The organism is Salmonella sp. SAL03688 (assembly GCF_046551895.1).
Taxonomy (GTDB): domain Bacteria; phylum Pseudomonadota; class Gammaproteobacteria; order Enterobacterales; family Enterobacteriaceae; genus Salmonella; species Salmonella enterica.
Map to the genome: position 1 here is coordinate 157928 of NZ_JBGDVI010000006.1, position 19939 is coordinate 177866.

A 19939-nucleotide genomic window follows, 5' to 3' on the forward strand; every position below is an offset into this window, starting at 1 on the left:
GAGACCATAGGCGCATCAACTGCTGTGTATTTCGTCACAGAATGGCGACGTGCATGTTTGCTGGGGGCAGTGATGTGTTTAATGGATACCCCGGTCAGGACGCTGTCATGCACTTTACTGCTACTGTTCTTCTCGCTTTCGGCATGTCGATGGATGCTTTCGCGGCATCAATTGGCAAAGGCGCCACCCTACATAAACCCAAATTCTCAGAAGCGTTGCGTACCGGTCTTATCTTTGGCGCGGTTGAAACGCTGACCCCGTTAATCGGCTGGGGGCTGGGGATATTGGCGAGTAAATTCGTTCTGGAATGGAACCACTGGATAGCCTTTGTTCTGCTGATCTTTCTGGGCGGACGCATGATCATCGAAGGTATCCGCGGCGGTAGTGATGAAGACGAAACACCGTTACGCCGCCACAGCTTTTGGCTATTAGTCACGACGGCTATCGCGACCAGCCTCGATGCGATGGCGGTTGGCGTCGGTCTGGCGTTTTTGCAGGTAAACATCATCGCTACCGCATTAGCTATCGGTTGCGCCACGCTTATCATGTCCACCCTCGGAATGATGATCGGTCGCTTTATCGGCCCAATGCTGGGTAAGCGTGCTGAAATTCTCGGCGGGGTCGTACTGATAGGAATTGGCGTCCAGATCCTCTGGACGCATTTTCACGGTTAACGGTTACGCTGCCAGAGATGAAGGTTGAAATCCGTCTGGCAGCTAAGTCCGGCGCTGGCAGCCAGTTGTTCCCACACTTCTGGTCTGGCGCGCCAGGCAAATGGCGTCATTTGCAACAGTGCTACAGCCGCTTCGGCGGTGAGCTGCATGTGATAAGCAAGGCGGGTACTCTGCTGCAATGTGAATCCGTCGAGCTGCTCGGTATACGGCGCATGTAAACGCACCTCATCATAAATGAGCCCTTTTAGTTCCATCAGATGATGCGGTCCAGGCGTGGCGGTAACGACCCAACCACCTGGTTTCACCACGCGCGCCAATTCCTGCGCCTTACACGGGGCGTAGATTCTGATCACCGCATCCATTGACGCATCGGCAAAGGGCAGTCGATGGCTTGACGCCACACAAAACTTCACCTGCGAATAGCGCTTCGCCGCCGCTTTGATCGCCGTTTTAGCAACGTCCAGTCCAAACGTGGTGACTCCCGGCAACGCCTCGGCAAAAGCATGAGTGTAATACCCCTCGCCGCAGCCGATATCCAGAATCGCCGTGGCCGACTGATCCAGCCGCTCGCGCAACAGGTTAATCACGGCATCGCGCAGCGACTGATAATGGCCTGCATCAAGAAACGCTCTCCTCGCCTGCATCATTTCGGCGCTGTCGCCCGGATCGCGCGAACGTTTATGCTGTACCGGCAGCAGATTGATGTAGCCCTCTTTCGCCACATCAAACTGATGGCGCTGTGGACATATAACGCTGTTATTAATCTGCGTAAGCGGCTGATGGCAAAGCGGACAGGTAAACGACATGACAACTCCGGACTGGGGCGCTAAAGGGCGCAAGTGTAACGCGAATTGCGCCCCGGGAAAATCCTTTACGAGCCCGGAACCGCAACGTGGCTGCCATGCATCACCAGAAGGTGATCTGAATCGGCTGGCATACCGTCTGGCTCAACATTTTCCAGCCGCAGCACATCGCCCATGATCTGGCTGAATACGGGCGCAGATACCGCGCCGCCATAATAAGCCCCATTTTGCGGATTATTAATCACCACCACCAGCGCAAACCTGGGGTTACTTGCCGGCGCGACGCCTGCGGTATATGCCACATACTTATCGACGTATTTACCATCATCGCCAATTTTTTTCGCCGTCCCGGTTTTGACCGCAATACGGTAGTCTCTTACTGCGGCTTTTGTTCCGCCGCCGCCAGGCAACGCGACGCTCTCCATCATATGTTCCACCTCGTGCACCAGTTCTTCCGGCATTACCCGCGTGCCGATCACGGGCGGATCAACTTTGGTGATCGATAACGGACGGTAGATACCAAAGCTGCCAATCGTGGCATAAACATGCGCCAGTTGCAGCGGCGTCACCATTAATCCATAGCCAAAAGCGAAGGTAGCGCGATCTAAATCACTCCAGTAACGGCGTTTCGGTAATAACCCGCTGCTCTCTCCGGTGAGACCCAGTCCGGTAGGCACGCCGAAACCAAAGCTTTTATAAGTATCCATTAATTTCTGCACCGGCATCGCCAGAGAAAGGTGAGAAACGCCGGTATCGCTGGATTTTTGCAAAATGCCGGTTAATGTCAGTTCCGGATAGTAACCGACGTCGCGGATACGGTGTCCATCGAGAGTAAAAGGATGGGTATCGATAACGCTGTCCGGCTGCACGATGCCCTGCTGTAACGCAGTCATAATGACCAATGGCTTCACAGTAGAACCGGGTTCGAAAGTATCGCTAATCGCGCGGTTACGAAAATCGTCCAACTGCGCGCCTTCACGGTTGTTCGGGTTGAAATCCGGGTAGCTCGCCATCGAGAGAATTTCACCCGTTGGGATGTTAATCAATACGGCAGCGCCGGATTCCGCTTTGTTCCAGATGACGGCGTTATCCAGCGCATCTTCGGTAACCGTTTGCAGACGTTCATCAATGCTAAGCTGAAGTTCATGAGCAGGAACCGGATTCACTTCCGTAATGTTCTCAATAACGTGACCAAATTTATCTTTACGCACCAACCGGGAGCCCGGTTTTCCCGTCAGTTGCGCGTTAAAGCTCTTTTCAATACCTTCTATTCCCTGCCCGTCGATATTGGTAAAGCCGATCAAATTGGCCGCTACGTGTCCGGCAGGGTAAAAACGGCGCGACTCTTCCCGCAGGTTAATACCCGGTAGATTCAGTTTATCTATCCATTCGGCTTGCTGGGGTGAAACCTGGCGCGCGAGGTAGATAAAACGGCCAGCCGGGTTACTGTTTACCCGTTCCGCAAGCGTACTGAGCGACAGATGCAGGGCGCTGGCCAGCGCCTGCCAGCGCTCATTGTAGCCAACGCCGCCTTTGCTTATGATAGTCTTCGGATCGGCCCAGACAGCATTAACCGGAACGCTCACCGCTAAGGGCCGCCCTTCTCTGTCGGTGATCATGCCGCGTGGAGAGGCCGTGGTCACTTCACGAAGCGAGCGCATATCTTCTTGTTTCACCAGTTTCGACGGCGTAACGATTTGCAACCATGCCACCCGCCCTAACAACAATGCCATACTGAGCAGAATGGCAGTGCAAAGTAGTGCAAAACGTATGGGCGTAAAATTACGGGTATCGCCGTCGCTTTTCTTTTTCACCTGATCTCCAGCCGAATCATTTTTCAGGTGATTGATTTAACGGGAAACGGACGGAAAAACCAGAAAAAACAATGCTAATAACATCGCGCCTTTGCAACAAATCGCTAACGAGAGCGCATCCAGACACATTTTGAAGGATATTGAATTAAAAAGCCCCGCTTTTAGCGAGGCTTTATATCTGAGGCTGACGCGACAAACGCATCAAATCAGTGGTGTCGATCAGATAGCTGTTACGTTAACAGCAGCCGGACCTTTCTGGCCGTCCTGAATTTCGAACTCAACGTTCTGGCCTTCAGCCAGAGTTTTGAAACCATTGCCCTGGATAGCGGAGAAGTGTACGAACACATCTTTGCTGCCGTCAGCCGGAGTAATGAAGCCAAAACCTTTGGATTCGTTGAACCACTTAACTTGACCTTTAATCTTTGCCATTTGCAAAATTCCTTAGAGTGTTTTCTTTGCCCGTAGGCATAACATAGATAAAACTGAGACATTACTGCTTGAGGCACTAATATAAGGTTCGGCAGAGAAGCGGTATTCAACGTCAACGTGTTTACTCAGGACTTCTTTACTGAAAATGCCACACATAAACAGAACTGTACCTCGTTTAACCCAAAGCCTGTTATCACATACAACGTTAATTATGGCAAGCCATTTTTAAACGTGTCTCGATCCGTCGCACAAATTACGAGAACCTTCACAAATTGACAGCACGTTTATGCAACAAAATTGCGAAAGATATATCCTCACGCGCTGACGGACTTCTGACAACGTCACTGCTGAAAAGCCATTTTTCTACCATAGCTCAATAACTTCGCTTCTTCCAGTGCATCAAATCACATTTAAAAGCTGTATTTTTCATATCACTTTTTATGCTGAGTTATGCATAAATTGTCACAAAGATAAAAAACACCTTTTAATCAAAATAATAGAAAAGAAAAGCGATTTTCGACACCGCTTTTTGTGATGTTCTGCGTCTTTACAGAATGCCTTAAAATAATGAACAAACAATGACAATCCATAAAGAGAGAGAAACGTTTCGCTTTTAATAGAGAATGAGCGGTATCACAAAAATGCCATATGTCCATTTGTTATACATATAAAACTATGTTGCATATAAAGCCATATATTATGTAAGGTGTTGATGCTGTAGTATCAGTTGCAAACGGCAACGCGGAGAGATCCGACGGGGAAATGGGGCGTATGGCACTGGCGCCATTTGCGCCCCGGTAAGCATTATCGTTCTGCAACCAGACGAATGATGTCCTCATCCTCTTTTGGTTCGCTTGCCGCTGTTGCGTGTTCCGCTTCTTTTTCTGGTTCGTTTGCTTCGCAAAGGCGACGTAACAACGCGTTTTGCCGCTTCTGTTGATCCAATAACGCTTCGAGCAGTTCTATCTGCTCGTTGGCACGGGAACTTGCCCGGTTGACAAAGAACCAGAGCACCAGCCCCACCACCAGAACCACCATTGATACTATTAAAGATGCAAGAGAAAACGCACCAGAGTTTAAAACGTCGTTCATTTCACCACCTCAATGTAGAAACGTCATTCTACCACTGCTACACGGGAAGGAAATCTCTGGTGTAAAACGTTTACCAGGGAATAAATTTATTGATGGCGCAAATACCGCTGAAAAATTGTACATCCTGATCGCACATGATATTAAACACCTGCGCCCACAGCAACAGGCATACTACCACCACGATGCCGAGAACGACCCATCGAAATTTTTTCACTCCACTCTCCGATCTTACATCTTATGTCGCTAAATTATCATGAGTTACTTAAACCAGGAGTAACTGTAGCGGCATTATATGTTTTTAGGAATGATTCACTTGTTTCAATCAATGTACACGCTACTCTTATTCTAACTAAAAAAGAAAAGAGGTAGTAATGCGTTTGATCATTCGCGCAATTGTATTGTTTGCCCTGGTGTGGATAGGCCTGCTGATGAGCGGCTATGGCATCCTGGTGGGAAGTAAAGTGAACGCTGCGGGGCTGGGTTTACAGTGCCATTACCTGACCGCACGCGGCACCAGCACGGCGCAATATCTCCATACCAACAGCGGCATTATTGGCTTTTCCGACTGTCCCATTTTCAGAAAAATCGCCACCGTGGTGGATAATGGCTAAGCGGCAATAAATAATTTCACAGTGAAACTATCGCCAATAATTCCCCTATATTGGCTGTTGTTCATAAGTACTGTTAAATAATATTTTAATAACCGTTAAATAAGCCGACAGATATTATCTACTTTTACGATTTCATCCCACCCGATGTTATAAAAAAAGCAGCTACATTTTTCGCAGCTGCTTTTTTTTAACGTCATGCTAATAACGTTGCTTAGAAAGGATAATCGTTGTAACCCATTTGTTCAGAAATTTTACGCGCGGCGGCGTGTAACATAGCCACATATTCCTGCAGGCGTTCTTCTGAAAAACGCAGCGTCGGGAACGAAATGCTTAACCCTGCGATGACTACGCCAAAACGGTCAAATACCGGTACGCCGATACAACGTAACCCTTCTTCCTGTTCTTCGTTATCTTCACCGTAGCCTTGCGCACGCACTTCATCCAACAGCGGCAGCAACGCTTCAGTGCTGGTAATCGTGCGTCCCGTGCTTTGCTTATACTCTACGCCGTCGAGAATCTGCTTAACCTCATCACGGTCGCGCCAGGCCAGAAGCACTTTACCGATGGCCGTACTGTACAGCGGATTACGACGCCCAATACGTGAGTACATCCGCAGATTGTACATAGAGTCAATTTTATGGATATAGACAATGCTGTCTTCATCCAGCGCGCCAAGATGGATAGTTTCTTTTGTCAGACGAGACAGTTCGCGCATCTGAATGTCCGCACTGCGGATGAGATCAACATTTTGCAAAGCTCGCGCGCCCAGCTCAAACAGCTTTAGCGTCAGAGAGTATTTTTCAGACTCCCCCTCCTGAGCCACGTAGCCCAGCGTTTTCATGGTTTGCAAAAAGCGATAAACGGTGCTTTTCGACATCATGACGCGCTGCGATAGCTCGGTAATCCCTATTTCACGCTCTTCACCCAGCGCCTGCAGAATGCCGAAAACTTTCAGCACAGAAGATACAGAATCAGGCTGCTTATCCAGATCTGCGTTTGCCATTTATCACCTCATTACGAGCGTTTTATAAAATTCAGAACGAGTTTTTATTATAATTTCACGCCAGGTCGCCCGCAATCCATCTTTGCTTACTTCGTTACAAATCTGCGACATAACAACTCAGTATTAATGCTAACATTATTATTCAGCTCATAATTCCCCTTATTACAAAATACTTATGGAAAAAACACGGGCCGATGGCCTGCCCCTCCCGCAGAGATACGGCGCTATCCTGACGATTATTATCGGTATTTCGATGGCGGTTCTGGATGGCGCAATCGCTAATGTCGCGCTACCAACCATTGCGACTGATTTACATGCCTCCCCTGCCAGCTCTATCTGGATTGTCAATGCATACCAAATCGCCATTGTCGTCTCACTGCTTTCCCTGTCTTTTTTAGGCGACATGTTTGGTTATCGCCGGATCTACAAATGTGGTTTAGTGGTATTTCTGCTTTCATCATTGTTTTGCGCGCTTTCAGACTCGCTGCAGATGCTGACGCTGGCGCGCATCGCGCAGGGATTTGGCGGCGCGGCGCTAATGAGCGTAAACACGGCGCTGATTCGTCTTATCTACCCCCAGCGTCATCTGGGACGAGGCATGGGAATTAACTCTTTTATCGTCGCCGTCTCTTCCGCCGCGGGTCCGACGATCGCCGCGGCGATTTTGTCCATCTCGTCATGGAAATGGCTGTTTCTGATTAATGTCCCGTTAGGTATCATCGCGTTAATTCTGGCCATACGCTTTTTACCAGCAAACATCGCCCATGACACTAAGCCGCGCTTTGACTTACCGAGCGCGGTAATGAATGCGCTCACATTTGGCCTGCTGATTACCGCATTGAGCGGCTTTGCCCAGGGACAGTCGCTAACGTTGATTGGCGCAGAGCTGCTCGTTCTGGTCGTGGTCGGGTTTTTCTTCGTGCGCCGCCAGCTTTCTTTGCCCGTCCCTTTGTTACCCATCGACTTGTTACGCATTCCGCTTTTTTCACTCTCGATCGGCACGTCAATTTGCTCGTTCTGCGCGCAAATGTTAGCCATGGTCTCGCTACCTTTTTATCTGCAAACCGTGCTGGGCCGTAGCGAAGTAGAAACCGGCCTGTTATTGACGCCCTGGCCGCTGGCAACGATGGTAATGGCGCCGCTGGCGGGATACCTGATAGAACGTCTTCATGCCGGTTTGCTGGGGGCGCTGGGAATGGTGATAATGGCAGCCGGGTTGTTTGCGCTGGTCATGTTGCCAGCCTCCCCCTCCGATCTGAATATTATCTGGCCGATGATCCTTTGCGGCGCAGGGTTTGGCCTGTTCCAGTCGCCGAATAATCACACCATTATCACTTCCGCGCCGCGTGAGCGCAGCGGTGGCGCCAGCGGGATGCTGGGCACGGCGCGACTGTTAGGCCAAAGTACTGGCGCCGCGCTGGTAGCGCTGATGTTGAACCAGTTTGGCGATAGCGGTACGCATCTTTCGCTGCTCGCGGCGGCGATCCTGGCGACTCTCGCGGCGGTAGTGAGCGGTTTACGTATTACGCAACCACGCGTTCAGGCGTAAAAAAAGCGCGTCATTCGACGCGCTTTTCATACTTGCCAGTGGGCTGATTATTTCAGGTACTCACCGCTACGTAGCGCTTCAATGCGTTTATCCAGCGGTGGGTGCGTCATAAACAGCTCGCTTAACGATTTCGATTTACCGTTAATACAAAACGCCATCATGCTGGTCGCTTCTTGCGGCTCGTAGCTGGTTTTCAGGCGCTGCAACGCGGCAATCATTTTTTCACGGCCAACCAGCTTCGCCGATCCCGCATCGGCATGAAACTCACGGTAACGGGAGAACCACATGGTGATGATGCTCGCCAGAATACCGAAGACCAGTTCCAGCACCGTCGCAACGGCGAAATAGATTAGCGGATTACCGTTACTTCCTTCGCCTTCATCGCGGTTGCCGCCCAGAAAACCAGCAGCAATTTGCGCGATAATGCGCGAAATAAAGATAACGAAGGTGTTAACCACCCCCTGAATCAACGTCATCGTCACCATATCGCCATTGGCAATATGGCTGATTTCATGCGCAATGACGGCTTCCGCTTCGTCAGGGCTCATGTTTTGCAACAAACCGGTGCTCACAGCGACCAATGAGGCGTCACGGCGTGCGCCCGTCGCAAACGCGTTAATGTCCGGCGCATGGTAGATAGCAACCTGCGGCATGGCGATACCGGCCTGGCGCGCTTGCGTTGCTACGGTGTTCATCAACCAGCGTTCTCTTTCATTGCGAGGCTGTTCAATAACTTCCCCTCCTACGGATTTTAACGCCATCCATTTGGACATCAGCAATGAAATAAAAGAACCGCCAAAACCAAACAGCAGCGCCATGATCAGCAAGCCTTGCACGCTGCTCGACTGTATCCCTGTCAGGCTCAGAACCAGCCCGAAAACGACCATCACGGCCAGGTTCGTCAGCAGGAAGAGCGCGATTCGCATCATAATTTTCTTTTAACCTCAATTTAACAAAGCGCACTATGCGATTACCCACATCGTATGGGTCTTATGGCTATTTTCAAGCATCACCAGGCGGTAAGTCACGAGAAAAACACAACTTTACATTTTGTAGCATTATCCTGACGACTTCTGCGCTTGTTAAAAAAAAACAGGCACAATTTTTTGTGCCTGTTTAGCGTTACTTATTGGCTGCCGCCTGCTCCGCTGGTTTTTCTTTTTCAAGATGCGCCAGGTCCAGGGCAATCTTCACCGTTTCATCAAGGTATGGGTCAGGTTCCTGGTAATCCTTTGGCAGATCGTCCAGTTTCTTCAGCAACGGTTTACCCTCACGTTTAAACCGATCGTTAATACGCGCCAGACGCAGAGCGTCTTCTTCATTGTTCTCTTTCTCACGCTGCGCATAATTCAGAGAGACGATGTTGCGCTTATCCTTCATGGCATTGAAACGTGCGATATCCTTCATGATGTACTGGAACTCAGGATCTTTGGCGATACGCGCGTTGTGTTCTTTCAATAATTCCGGGCCAAACGGGGCCAAATCGTCCGATTTCACGTATTTCGCCGCATCAATGCTATCCCACGGCAAGGCGTTATCTTCAAATTTTTCTCCGGTTTCCGTCTCTTCATTGCCAGTCGGCATGATGATATCCGGCGTGACCCCTTTACGCTGCGTACTACCGCCGTTGACACGGTAAAACTTCTGAATGGTGTACTGCACCGAACCCAGCGCAGGCCATTCCGGGCGAAGCATCTGATCGTAAATTCGGTTTAGCGAACGATATTGCTGTACCGTCCCTTTACCGAAGGTCGGCTCACCGACAATCAGCGCGCGACCATAATCCTGCATCGCGGCAGCGAAGATTTCCGATGCCGAGGCACTGAAACGATCGACCAGCACCACCAGCGGGCCTTTGTAGTAGACCACGCCGTCGGTATCGCTATCCTCACGCACTTTACCGTTATTGTCGCGCACCTGAACTATCGGACCAGAAGGGATAAACAGACCGGAAAGCGAAACGGCTTCCGTCAGCGCCCCGCCGCCGTTTGAACGCAGATCGATAACGATGCTGTTAACGTTCTGTTTTTCCAGCTTCTGAAGCTGAACTTTGACATCATCGGTCAAGCCAACATAGAAGCCTGGAATATCCAGTACGCCAATTTTTTCCTTGCCGACGGTTTTCACCGACATTTTAACCGCGCGATCTTCAAGACGAATCCGTTCACGCGTCAGCGTGATAATACGCGTTTTCGTCCCTTTGCCAGCCGGCAGTATTTCCAGTCGAACCTTGCTGCCTTTTGGCCCTTTGATCAGCGCCACCACATCGTCAAGACGCCAGCCAATAACGTCGACCATCGGTTTTCCGGCCTGCCCTACGCCGACGATACGATCGCCGACGCTAATCGACTTGCTCTTCGCTGCCGGGCCGCCGGCAACCAATGAGTTAATGACAGTATAATCGTCATCCATTTGCAGCACTGCGCCGATACCTTCCAGAGACAGGCTCATTTCGGTATTAAACTGCTCGGTATTGCGGGGAGAAAGATAATTCGTATGCGGGTCGATTTCACGCGCAAAAGCGGTCATCGCCAGCGAGAACACATCTTCACTGTTGGTCTGCGCCAGGCGACGAATAGCGAATTTGTAGCGACGCGTCAGCGTTTCGCGAATTTCTTTGTCGCTCTTGCCGGTGAGTTTCAGACTGAGCTCATCGAATTTCACTTTACCATCCCACAGCGCATTTAGCTCAGCCTCATCTTTCGGCCAGGGCGCTTTACTGCGGTCCAGGTTAAACGTATCGTTTCCGGTGAAATCCATTGGCCGTTCCAGCACTTTTAGCGCGTACTGGTAACGTTCAAACCGGCGCTTTTGCGCCAGGTTATAAAGATCGTAAAAAACATCCAGCTTACCCGTGCGCAGCTCATCGCCCAACACGGTTTTCTTTTTCGCAAACTGCTCAACATCGCTCGCCAACAAAACGTTGTGGCTATAGTCGAGAAGATTCAGATAGCGATCAAAAATCTTTGCCGAAAATGCCTCATCCAGATCGAACTGGCGATAGTGGGAGCGGGTAAAACGCGATGTTACGCGCTCGCTCACCGTCGCATGTTGCGTCTCTTCCTTCAGTACGGGAATTTGATCGGCACGCGTAATATCTTCCACGGCGAAGGACTGGCCTGCTAATGCAAGCAGGCCAGCTAACGCGGTAAGCCTAAAAAAAGTGTTCATGCCAGGCCTGGCCTCCGTTTCAGAACACCAGGTGTTCTGCGCGTACAATCAAAGACATACCCGAATTCAGCTGTACACGGACACCATCTTTGGTGATTTCTAATACGGTGGCATCCATCGCATTATTACCCGCTTTCACCTTGAGGGACTGCCCTACGGTCAATACTGAAATATCAGAAACCGGCGTGTGCTTCTCTTCGCGAGGCGCACGCGGCGCTTTCGTCGTCGGTTTATCAGCGCGAGGTTTACGTTCAGCGCCTTCTTTACGACGCGCTACCGGGCGAGGTTTACGCTCGCGTCGCGGCGCGTCTTCTTTTTCGCCAGCCGCCGCGGCAGCTTCGCGTTTTTTCGCTTGCCGCTCTGCGCGCTGCGCCTGAACACGGGCTTTGGCTTCTTCAAGCTGCTTACGCGCATGTTCGACATGCTGTTCTTCCAGCTCGCCGCACGGATTGCCATCAAGGTCGACGCGCGTTGCGCCCGGCTTAACGCCGTACAGGTAACGCCAGCTTGAAGTATAAAGACGTAAAGCGGAACGAAGTTGCGTTTTGCTGAGGTTCATTTCGCCCCCAACTCGCTCTACCAGATCCTGAAAAATACCAATTTTCAGCGGGCGAGCTTCGCCTTCCGCACTAAAACAGTGAGGAAAACGCTCGGCCAGAAACGCGATAACTTCTTTACTGCTATTCAACTTAGGTTGATTTTCCATGAAATTTCCTGATTACAACGGACGTAGCCAACAAGCAGCAGGCATGAACAGGCGTCATTATAATGACGCCATCAGTAATTGCTACGTTATCCGTTGATTATCCTGCGACGCTCGCAAAGAATTTTTTGTAATCCGTCGTTGCAAGCACGGTTTCAAGCTGTGCGACCAGCGTACGCAGGCCGTGTTCATCTTCTTCGGTAAAACGGCCAAACGCCGTGCTATCTATATCCAGCACGCCGATAATCCGTTCGCCAACCGTGACAGGCAGCACAATTTCGGCGTTGCTGGCGGCATCACAGGCAATATGGCCGTCAAACGCATGAACATCATCAATACGTTGAACCTTATTCTGCGCTACCGCTGCGCCGCACACGCCGCGACCAACCGGAATCCGCACACAGGCGATTCGCCCCTGAAACGGCCCCAACACCAGCGTATCGCCTTCGAGGAGATAAAATCCCGCCCAGTTCACCTCGGTAAGACGTTCGAACAGTAGCGCGCTGGTATTCGCCAGCGTGGCCAGAAAGCTGGTCTCACCTGCCATTAACGACTGAAAATCGCGGTTTAATGCCGCGTATAGTTCTGTTTTGCTCATTATATAATCACTTCGTGGTCTTACTCCTAAACACAGGCTATTAAAATAAGCATTAAATGCGTTCTTGCTCAAGATTATTCCTGTCATGAGTTAAGATTACATTATTCTAACACTTTGATTCACGATACATGGCTCTGAACACCTCACACGTCACGCCAACAAAAAAGCTAACGATCAGGTCAATTAGCGAAGCGCTGCCGCGCAGCCACTACCAGCGCTGCCCTGAATGCGACATGCTGTTCAGCTTGCCGGAGATGAGCGCTCATCAAAGCGCTTATTGTCCTCGTTGCCAGGCCAAAATTCGCGATGGGCGCGACTGGTCGCTGACGCGGCTGACCGCGATGGCAGTAACCATGCTGCTATTGATGCCGTTTGCCTGGACCGAACCGCTACTCCATATCTACCTGTTGGGCGTACGCATTGATGCCAATGTGATGCACGGCATCTGGCAAATGACGCAGCAGGGCGATCCGTTAACCGCCGCAATGGTGCTCTTTTGCGTGGTGGGCGCGCCGCTTATTCTGGTTTTTTCAATTGCTTATCTGTGGTTTGGCAGCCTTCTCGGCATGAATCTGCGTCCAGTCCTGCTGATGCTGGAAAAACTGAAAGAGTGGGTGATGCTGGACATCTATCTGGTTGGTATTGGCGTTGCCTCTATCAAAGTGCAGGACTATGCTTTTCTGCAGCCGGGCATCGGGCTTTTAGCGTTCGTTTCGTTGGTGGTTCTTAGCATTCTGACTATGATTCATCTGAATGTGGAGCAACTATGGGAACGATTTTATCCGCAGCGCCCTGCTCAACGTGCGGACGAAAGATTGCGCGTCTGTCTTGGCTGCCACTTTAGCGGCTATCCGGATGCGAAAGGACGCTGCCCGCGTTGTCATATTCCGCTACGGTTACGCAGAAAACAGAGCATACAGAAGTGTTGGGCGGCCTTGCTGGCGTCTATTGTCTTTTTGCTGCCGGCAAACCTGCTGCCTATCTCGGTAATCTACATTAATGGCGGGCGTCAGGAAGATACTATCCTGTCTGGCATTATGTCGCTTGCCAGCAGCAATATCGCCGTCGCCGCCGTCGTTTTTATCGCCAGTATTTTGGTGCCGTTTACCAAAGTCATCGTGATGTTTACGCTACTGTTGAGTATCCATTTTAAATGCGAACAGGGACTGCGGACGCGAATTCTGTTGCTGCGTCTGGTGACATGGATAGGCCGCTGGTCGATGCTGGATCTTTTCGTTATCTCGTTAACCATGTCTCTGATTAATCGCGATCAGATTCTGGCTTTTACTATGGGACCGGCTGCGTTTTATTTCGGCGCAGCGGTAATTTTGACTATTCTTGCAGTGGAATGGCTGGATAGCCGCTTACTTTGGGATGCACATGAGTCAGGAAACGCCCGCTTCGAAGACTGAAGCGCAAATTAAAACCAAACGCCGTATTTCACCTTTCTGGCTGCTACCGCTTATCGCGCTAATGATCGCAGGGTGGCTAGTATGGGATAGCTACCAGGATCGCGGCAATAGCGTGACTATCGATTTTATGTCGGCGGACGGTATCGTACCGGGCCGTACTCCCGTGCGTTATCAGGGAGTAGAAGTCGGCACCGTGGAAGATGTCAGTCTGAGCAAAGATCTGCGCAAAATTGGAGTTCGCGTCAGTATCAAATCAGATATGGAAGATGCGTTGCGCGAAGAGACGCAATTCTGGCTGGTGACGCCCAAAGCCTCGCTGGCGGGCGTTTCCGGCCTGGATGCGTTGGTCGGCGGGAATTACATCGGTATGATGCCAGGTAAAGGCAAGCCCAGAGATCATTTCGTCGCCCTGGATACACAGCCTAAATACCGGCTTAGCAACGGCGATCTGATGATTCATCTCAATGCGCCGGATCTCGGTTCGCTTAATAGCGGTTCACTGGTCTATTTCCGTAAAATCCCTGTCGGACGGGTGTATGACTATTCGATTAACCCTAACAAACAGGGCGTGACGATTGACGTTCTGATTGAGCGACGGTTTACCGATCTGGTGAAAAAAGGCAGCCGTTTCTGGAATGTCTCCGGCATTGACGCCGATCTAAGCCTGAGCGGCGCGAAGGTGAAACTGGAGAGCCTCGCGGCCCTGGTCAATGGTGCGATTGCGTTTGATTCGCCGGACAATTCCAAACCCGCCGCCCAGGATGACACGTTCGGCTTATATAAAGATTTAGCCCACAGCCAACGAGGGGTAATCGTTAAACTTGAGCTGCCCAGCGGAGACGGTCTGAAGGCGGAATCTACGCCGCTCATGTACCAGGGACTGGAGGTGGGTGAGCTTTCTAAACTGACGCTCAACCCTGGCGGTAAAGTCACCGGAGAGATGACCGTCGATCCCAGCGTTGTTCCGCTGATGCGGGAAAATACGCGCATTGAGTTACGCAATCCCAAACTGTCGCTGAGCGACGCGAATATCAGTTCGTTGTTAACCGGAAAAACCTTCGAACTGGTGCCGGGCGACGGCGAACCGCGCAGTGAATTTGTGGTGGTGCCGGGTGAAAAAGCCCTGCTGCATGAGGCGAATGCCTTAACCCTGACGCTGACGGCCCCGGAAAGTTACGGCATCGAACCGGGCCAGCCGTTAATTTTACATGGTGTAAAAATTGGCCAGGTCATTGAGCGCAACTTATCCAGTAAAGGCGTGTCATTCACCGTCGCGATTGAACCGCAGCACCGGGATTTGGTACAGGGCGACAGTAAATTCGTGGTTAACAGCCGGGTGGATGTCAAAGTCGGCCTTGACGGCGTAGAGTTCCTCGGCGCCAGCGCCAGCGAGTGGATTGACGGCGGAATTCGTATTTTACCCGGTACGAGCGGGAAGATGAAATCCACCTACCCGCTCTATGCTAACCTGGAAAAAGCGCTGGAAAATAGCCTCAGTGACTTACCGACTACCACCTTAACGCTGACGGCCGAAACGTTGCCGGATGTCCAGGCAGGTTCCGTCGTGCTGTATCGAAAATTTGAAGTAGGCGAAGTCATCACCGTTCGCCCACGCGCCAATACCTTTGACATCGACCTGCATATTAAGCCGGAGTATCGCCACCTGTTAACCAGCAATAGCGTGTTCTGGGCGGAAGGCGGCGCGAAGGTGCAACTTAACGGCAGCGGCCTAACGGTACAGGCCTCGCCACTCTCCCGCGCGCTGAAAGGGGCCATTAGTTTTGATAACCTGAGCGGCGCCAGCGCCAGCCGGCGCAAAGGCGATAAACGCATTCTTTATGCTTCAGAAACTTCCGCCCGCGCGGTAGGCGGACAAATTACGCTACACGCGTTCGACGCCGGAAAATTAGCGGAAGGGATGCCAATTCGTTACCTCGGTATTGATATCGGCCAGATCCAGACGCTGGAATTGATCACCGCACGTAATGAAGTGCAGGCAAAAGCCGTACTTTATCCGGAGTACGTACAGACATTTGCCCGCGCCGGGACACGTTTTTCCGTTATTACGCCACAAATTTCCGCGGCGGGCGTCGAGCATCTGGATACGATTCTCCAGCCCTATATTAACGTTGAGCCAGGACGCGGCGCGGCACGGCGCGACTTTGAACTGCAGGAAGCCACGATTACCGACTCACGCTATCTGGATGGGTTAAGCATCGTCGTGGAGGCGCCAGAAGCAGGCTCGCTTAATATTGGCACCCCCGTCCTGTTTCGCGGTATCGAAGTGGGAACCGTCACCGGAATGTCCCTGGGGTCGCTCTCCGATCGCGTGATGATCACCTTGCGCATCAGTAAGCGTTACCAATATCTGGTGCGGAATAACTCCGTATTCTGGCTTGCCTCCGGCTATAGTCTCGACTTTGGTCTGACAGGCGGCGTGGTGAAAACGGGGACATTTAATCAGTTCATCCGTGGCGGTATCGCCTTCGCTACTCCACCAGGTACGCCGCTGGCGCCAAAAGCGCAAGCCGGTAAGCATTTCCTGTTACAAGAGAGCGAACCGAAAGAGTGGCGTGAATGGGGCACCGCTCTGCCACGCTAAACACCCGGCTCCGGCGTACTCGCGCCGGAGCGTTTTATGCTACACTGCGCGCCTGTTTTTTTGCCGGCGATACACCTGTGGCTCAACACGCTGTCTATTTTCCTGACGCTTTTCTAACGCAAATGCGTGAAGCAATGCCTTCCACGCTCTCTTTTGATGAATTTATTTCGGCCTGCCAACGCCCGTTGCGCCGCAGTATACGCATCAATACGCTTAAAATATCCGTGGCTGATTTCCTTGCCCTAATCGCGCCCTACGGCTGGTCGCTCACGCCAATTCCGTGGTGTCATGAAGGATTCTGGATCGAGCGCGATGATGAAGAGGCATTGCCGCTTGGCAGTACCGCTGAGCATTTAAGCGGCCTGTTTTACATTCAGGAGGCCAGTTCGATGCTGCCGGTCGCGGCCCTGTTCGCCGATGATAATCATCCGCAGCGGGTTATGGATATGGCAGCGGCGCCTGGCTCCAAAACCACGCAGATCGCTGCCCGCATGGGGAACCGCGGCGCCATTCTGGCCAACGAATTTTCGGCCAGCCGCGTCAAAGTTCTGCACGCTAATATCAGCCGATGTGGAATCGCCAATACCGCACTGACGCATTTCGATGGCCGCGTATTTGGCGCTGCGTTACCGGAGATGTTTGACGCTATCCTGCTGGATGCGCCCTGCTCTGGCGAAGGCGTAGTACGTAAAGATCCTGATGCGCTAAAAAACTGGTCGCCAGAAAGTAATCTGGATATCGCGGCGACACAGCGGGAACTGCTCGACAGCGCTTTTCATGCTTTACGACCCGGCGGCACGCTGGTCTACTCCACCTGCACGTTAAATCGCGAGGAAAACGAAGCGGTCTGCCTCTGGCTGAAAGAGACCTACGCCGACGCCGTTGAATTTTTGCCGCTGGGTGATCTGTTTCCTGACGCTGACCGCGCCCTCACCCCGGAAGGCTTCCTGCACGTCTTCCCGCAAATTTACGACTGCGAAGGATTCTTTGTCGCACGTCTGCGTAAAATGTCATCCCTTCCAGCCATGCCTGCGCCGGGGTATAAAGTGGGGGCATTTCCTTTTACCCCCCTCAAAGGCCGCGAAGCATTACACGTTACCCAGGCGGCCAACGCCGTCGGACTGTTATGGGATGAAAATCTCCATCTTTGGCAGCGTGAAAAAGAGGTCTGGCTGTTCCCGGCAGAGATTGAATCACTGATCGGAAAAGTCCGTTTTTCCCGGCTCGGCATTAAGCTGGCCGAAAGTCATAATAAAGGCTATCGCTGGCAACATGAGGCGACGATAGCCCTTGCCTGCCCGACTCATGCTCACGCGTTCGAACTTTCTGTGCAAGAGGCGGAGGAGTGGTATCGCGGTCGGGATATTTATCCGCAAACACCCCCTGCCGCTGATGATGTCCTGGTGACGTTCCAGCATCAGCCACTTGGTCTGGCAAAACGTATCGGCGCCAGAATAAAGAACAGTTACCCGCGTGAACTGGTGCGGGATGGCAAACTCTTTACTGGTAATAGTTAAAAGGCGCACAAAAAAACCGCACTTTTTGACTGGCGCTTTTGCGTACGTTGACTACGCTGAAAAATGGACGGCTAAACTGGTCGTACCACAATTAGCGTATTAACGGAGAGCACGATGATGAAAACCAGTGTGCGCATTGGCGCTTTTGAAATCGACGATGCCGAATTACATGGCGAATCGCCGGGGGAGCGAACGTTAACAATCCCCTGTAAATCCGATCCGGATTTATGTATGCAACTGGACGCCTGGGATGCCGAAACCAGCGTTCCCGCCATTCTCAACGGGGAACATTCCGTTTTGTTCCGTAATCATTACGATCCTAAATCTGATGCCTGGGTCATGCGTCTTGCCTGACTCAAAAAGAACCCGTCGCCAGGCGGGTTATTTATTCTTCCTTTTCTCATTTCCCCCCTGCGCTAACCTCTCCTACACTATCGTGTAAAGTAGTTAACATTGAGGATGTAATGTTCGCGCTGGTACTTTTTGTATGTTACCTGGATGGAGGATGCGAGGATATTGTCGTGGACATCTACGATACCGAGCAGCAGTGTCTTTATTCGATGGACGATCAACGGATTCGCCATGGCGGCTGTTTTCCGGTAGAGGATTTTATCGACGGCTTCTGGCGACCTGCGCAGCAATATAGCGATTTTTAACCCTGGTCGCTGATACCGCTATTGTATCCGCGCTAACGTCAATTGCCCGCCAAATACCGCGCCCGTATCAATATAGTGTACGTTGGCGAAATCCATGCGCCGACGCAACGGCGTATGGCCAAACCAAAAATGATCGGCACCACTAATCCCGCCGCGCTTATTTATGAGTCGTTCGCGGCTCCAGAGAACCTGATGTAAATCGACCTTTTTTTGCCATTGATAGGTTGACGCTGGATAATCAGCATGAGCGATCACATGCGTGCTATGGCGGCAGCGAACTTCCAGTATCCAGGGCAGTCGCTGACAAAGGATAAAAAGCGCTTCAGCTTGCGCAGCGTGTTCAGCGGTCAGGCGGGTAAACCAGTCGCCACCATTCATCAACCACAGCGTCGACTGCGATGAGGCCCGCGCATCCAGCGCCATTTGTTCATGATTGCCGCGAACCGCCGTCATCCAGGACTCACGCAGTAAAGCCAGGCAACCCAGGCTGTCCGGGCCTCTATCAATGAGATCGCCCACAGAAACTAACAAGTCTTGTTGCGGATCAAATCGACACTCACGTAACCTTTTCATTAACATTGAAAAACAGCCGTGAATATCGCCGACCACCCAGACATGCCGCCAATTCTTTGCCTCTATTCGCTGATAAATCTCTTCAGGCCGCATCATGTTTTTCCTGTCGTTCATTATCCAGGATAGATATAAAAAGATAGCGTGTGCAGATTTTTTTGCTTAGTAAACGTGCTCTGTTGTAAATAGCGAATTTCATCAGTAGCGAGTAAATGCTTTGTTATCATCGCAATAAAATATAACTGACTGCGCCAGGGAACGTTATCCCCTGTCGCAGCGAGCTACTCACTATCACCTGTTCGCGTTCAATATTCTCCCTCCTTAAAAACATATCGGAAACATAAACCACATCACCTCAGCACACGATATAGCACACTCTTTAGCGGAGTGATCCTCAAGGCAAACCAGCGCCAATGCAGGTGTCGTTACCGTGGCGACCATCGCCCCCACAAACAGGCGCAGCACAATTTTTTTTTAAGGTGGCATAACCTCTCCTGACAGTTAACAGACCATTAATCCTTATCGAGACATCATCCGTGCGCGGGTATCATAGACTTAACAACACGCAGCGTTTCAAAAAAAGCTGTCTGGTTATACCGGCATTTAGAGTAATAACAATTATTTTAAGTTTTAAGCGTATCCATTTGATTTTTATATTAAAATAAATATGACGACGTTTTGTTAAAAGCGTCGCCATAAAAATGAATATATAGTTTCAGAAAATCTGCTATTAAT

Annotated in this window: 21 protein-coding genes; 8 read left to right on the top strand and 13 right to left on the bottom strand. The window is 51.1% G+C overall.

Features of this window, described 5'->3' with window-relative positions; translation table 11 throughout:
• Positions 1–107: 107 nt before the first annotated feature.
• The gene (gene mntP / locus ACLJR2_RS08585; RefSeq protein ID WP_001518359.1) at positions 108–674 is read left to right on the top strand and encodes a manganese efflux pump MntP; all 567 of its coding nucleotides are present in this window, start codon (positions 108–110) and stop codon (positions 672–674) included.
• On the opposite strand, the gene rlmA is transcribed toward mntP, so the two are convergent.
• From rlmA to mgrB, 6 genes are all read right to left on the bottom strand, one after another.
• Positions 671–1480, bottom strand: a complete 810-nt coding sequence (rlmA, locus tag ACLJR2_RS08590) for a 23S rRNA (guanine(745)-N(1))-methyltransferase (RefSeq protein WP_000010931.1) — start codon at positions 1478–1480, stop codon at positions 671–673. The genes mntP and rlmA overlap by 4 nt on opposite strands.
• 65 nt (positions 1481–1545) lie before the next feature.
• On the bottom strand, positions 1546–3291 hold the full coding sequence (ftsI, locus tag ACLJR2_RS08595; RefSeq protein ID WP_000730322.1) for a peptidoglycan glycosyltransferase FtsI: 1746 nt from the start codon (positions 3289–3291) through the stop codon (positions 1546–1548).
• Between the two features lie 219 nt (positions 3292–3510).
• A complete protein-coding gene (gene cspE, locus ACLJR2_RS08600) occupies positions 3511–3720 on the bottom strand; it encodes a transcription antiterminator/RNA stability regulator CspE (protein ID WP_001062678.1) in 210 nt (69 codons plus the stop codon).
• A 12-nt stretch (positions 3721–3732) separates the two neighbouring features.
• Positions 3733–3876 (bottom strand): DUF2627 domain-containing protein, encoded by a 144-nt coding sequence (locus ACLJR2_RS08605; protein ID WP_001537930.1) that lies wholly within the window; start codon positions 3874–3876, stop codon positions 3733–3735.
• Between the two features lie 648 nt (positions 3877–4524).
• The gene (locus ACLJR2_RS08610; protein ID WP_001534345.1) at positions 4525–4812 is read right to left on the bottom strand and encodes a YebO family protein; all 288 of its coding nucleotides are present in this window, start codon (positions 4810–4812) and stop codon (positions 4525–4527) included.
• A 70-nt stretch (positions 4813–4882) separates the two neighbouring features.
• Positions 4883–5026: a PhoP/PhoQ regulator MgrB gene (mgrB, locus tag ACLJR2_RS08615; RefSeq protein ID WP_000714547.1), complete on the bottom strand. Its 144-nt coding sequence runs from the start codon at positions 5024–5026 to the stop codon at positions 4883–4885.
• A gap of 157 nt (positions 5027–5183) precedes the next feature.
• Here mgrB and yobH point away from each other — a divergent pair, with 157 nt between their 5' ends.
• Positions 5184–5423 carry an invasion protein YobH gene (gene yobH / locus ACLJR2_RS08620; protein WP_001236777.1) on the top strand — a complete coding sequence of 80 codons (240 nt, stop codon included), beginning with the start codon at positions 5184–5186 and terminating at the stop codon, positions 5421–5423.
• Between the two features lie 211 nt (positions 5424–5634).
• On the opposite strand, the gene kdgR is transcribed toward yobH, so the two are convergent.
• Positions 5635–6426, bottom strand: coding sequence for a DNA-binding transcriptional regulator KdgR (kdgR, locus tag ACLJR2_RS08625; RefSeq protein WP_001262195.1), 792 nt, complete (start codon positions 6424–6426; stop codon positions 5635–5637).
• Between the two features lie 175 nt (positions 6427–6601).
• Between kdgR and ACLJR2_RS08630 the strand changes: the two genes are divergently transcribed.
• Positions 6602–7975, top strand: coding sequence for an MFS transporter (locus tag ACLJR2_RS08630; RefSeq protein ID WP_000416139.1), 1374 nt, complete (start codon positions 6602–6604; stop codon positions 7973–7975).
• Between the two features lie 47 nt (positions 7976–8022).
• Here ACLJR2_RS08630 and htpX read toward each other — a convergent pair whose 3' ends face one another.
• From htpX to ACLJR2_RS08650, 4 genes are all read right to left on the bottom strand, one after another.
• A complete protein-coding gene (htpX, locus tag ACLJR2_RS08635) occupies positions 8023–8904 on the bottom strand; it encodes a protease HtpX (RefSeq protein WP_000984498.1) in 882 nt (293 codons plus the stop codon).
• Positions 8905–9097: 193 nt separating this feature from the next.
• Positions 9098–11146, bottom strand: coding sequence for a carboxy terminal-processing peptidase (prc, locus tag ACLJR2_RS08640; protein ID WP_023201425.1), 2049 nt, complete (start codon positions 11144–11146; stop codon positions 9098–9100).
• Positions 11147–11165: 19 nt separating this feature from the next.
• Positions 11166–11852: an RNA chaperone ProQ gene (proQ, locus tag ACLJR2_RS08645; protein WP_000431404.1), complete on the bottom strand. Its 687-nt coding sequence runs from the start codon at positions 11850–11852 to the stop codon at positions 11166–11168.
• 97 nt (positions 11853–11949) lie between these two features.
• The gene (locus tag ACLJR2_RS08650) at positions 11950–12447 is read right to left on the bottom strand and encodes a GAF domain-containing protein (protein WP_001518229.1); all 498 of its coding nucleotides are present in this window, start codon (positions 12445–12447) and stop codon (positions 11950–11952) included.
• A gap of 128 nt (positions 12448–12575) precedes the next feature.
• Between ACLJR2_RS08650 and yebS the strand changes: the two genes are divergently transcribed.
• From yebS to ACLJR2_RS08675, 5 genes are all read left to right on the top strand, one after another.
• Entirely contained in the window at positions 12576–13859 is a 1284-nt protein-coding gene (gene yebS / locus ACLJR2_RS08655; RefSeq protein WP_001207298.1) for a membrane integrity lipid transport subunit YebS, read from the top strand.
• Positions 13828–16461: a PqiB family protein gene (locus ACLJR2_RS08660; protein WP_001534368.1), complete on the top strand. Its 2634-nt coding sequence runs from the start codon at positions 13828–13830 to the stop codon at positions 16459–16461. Before yebS ends, ACLJR2_RS08660 begins: the two co-directional genes overlap by 32 nt.
• A gap of 77 nt (positions 16462–16538) precedes the next feature.
• Entirely contained in the window at positions 16539–17978 is a 1440-nt protein-coding gene (rsmF, locus tag ACLJR2_RS08665) for a 16S rRNA (cytosine(1407)-C(5))-methyltransferase RsmF (protein ID WP_024134140.1), read from the top strand.
• Between the two features lie 117 nt (positions 17979–18095).
• Positions 18096–18332, top strand: coding sequence for a YebV family protein (locus tag ACLJR2_RS08670; RefSeq protein WP_024131167.1), 237 nt, complete (start codon positions 18096–18098; stop codon positions 18330–18332).
• Positions 18333–18442: 110 nt separating this feature from the next.
• A complete protein-coding gene (locus ACLJR2_RS08675) occupies positions 18443–18634 on the top strand; it encodes a YebW family protein (RefSeq protein ID WP_000457838.1) in 192 nt (63 codons plus the stop codon).
• Positions 18635–18652: 18 nt separating this feature from the next.
• Here ACLJR2_RS08675 and pphA read toward each other — a convergent pair whose 3' ends face one another.
• Together pphA and ACLJR2_RS08685 are read right to left on the bottom strand one after the other, a co-directional pair.
• Positions 18653–19303 carry a protein-serine/threonine phosphatase gene (pphA, locus tag ACLJR2_RS08680; RefSeq protein WP_000986176.1) on the bottom strand — a complete coding sequence of 217 codons (651 nt, stop codon included), beginning with the start codon at positions 19301–19303 and terminating at the stop codon, positions 18653–18655.
• A gap of 222 nt (positions 19304–19525) precedes the next feature.
• Positions 19526–19672: a hypothetical protein gene (locus tag ACLJR2_RS08685; RefSeq protein WP_231907117.1), complete on the bottom strand. Its 147-nt coding sequence runs from the start codon at positions 19670–19672 to the stop codon at positions 19526–19528.
• Positions 19673–19939 lie beyond the last annotated feature (267 nt).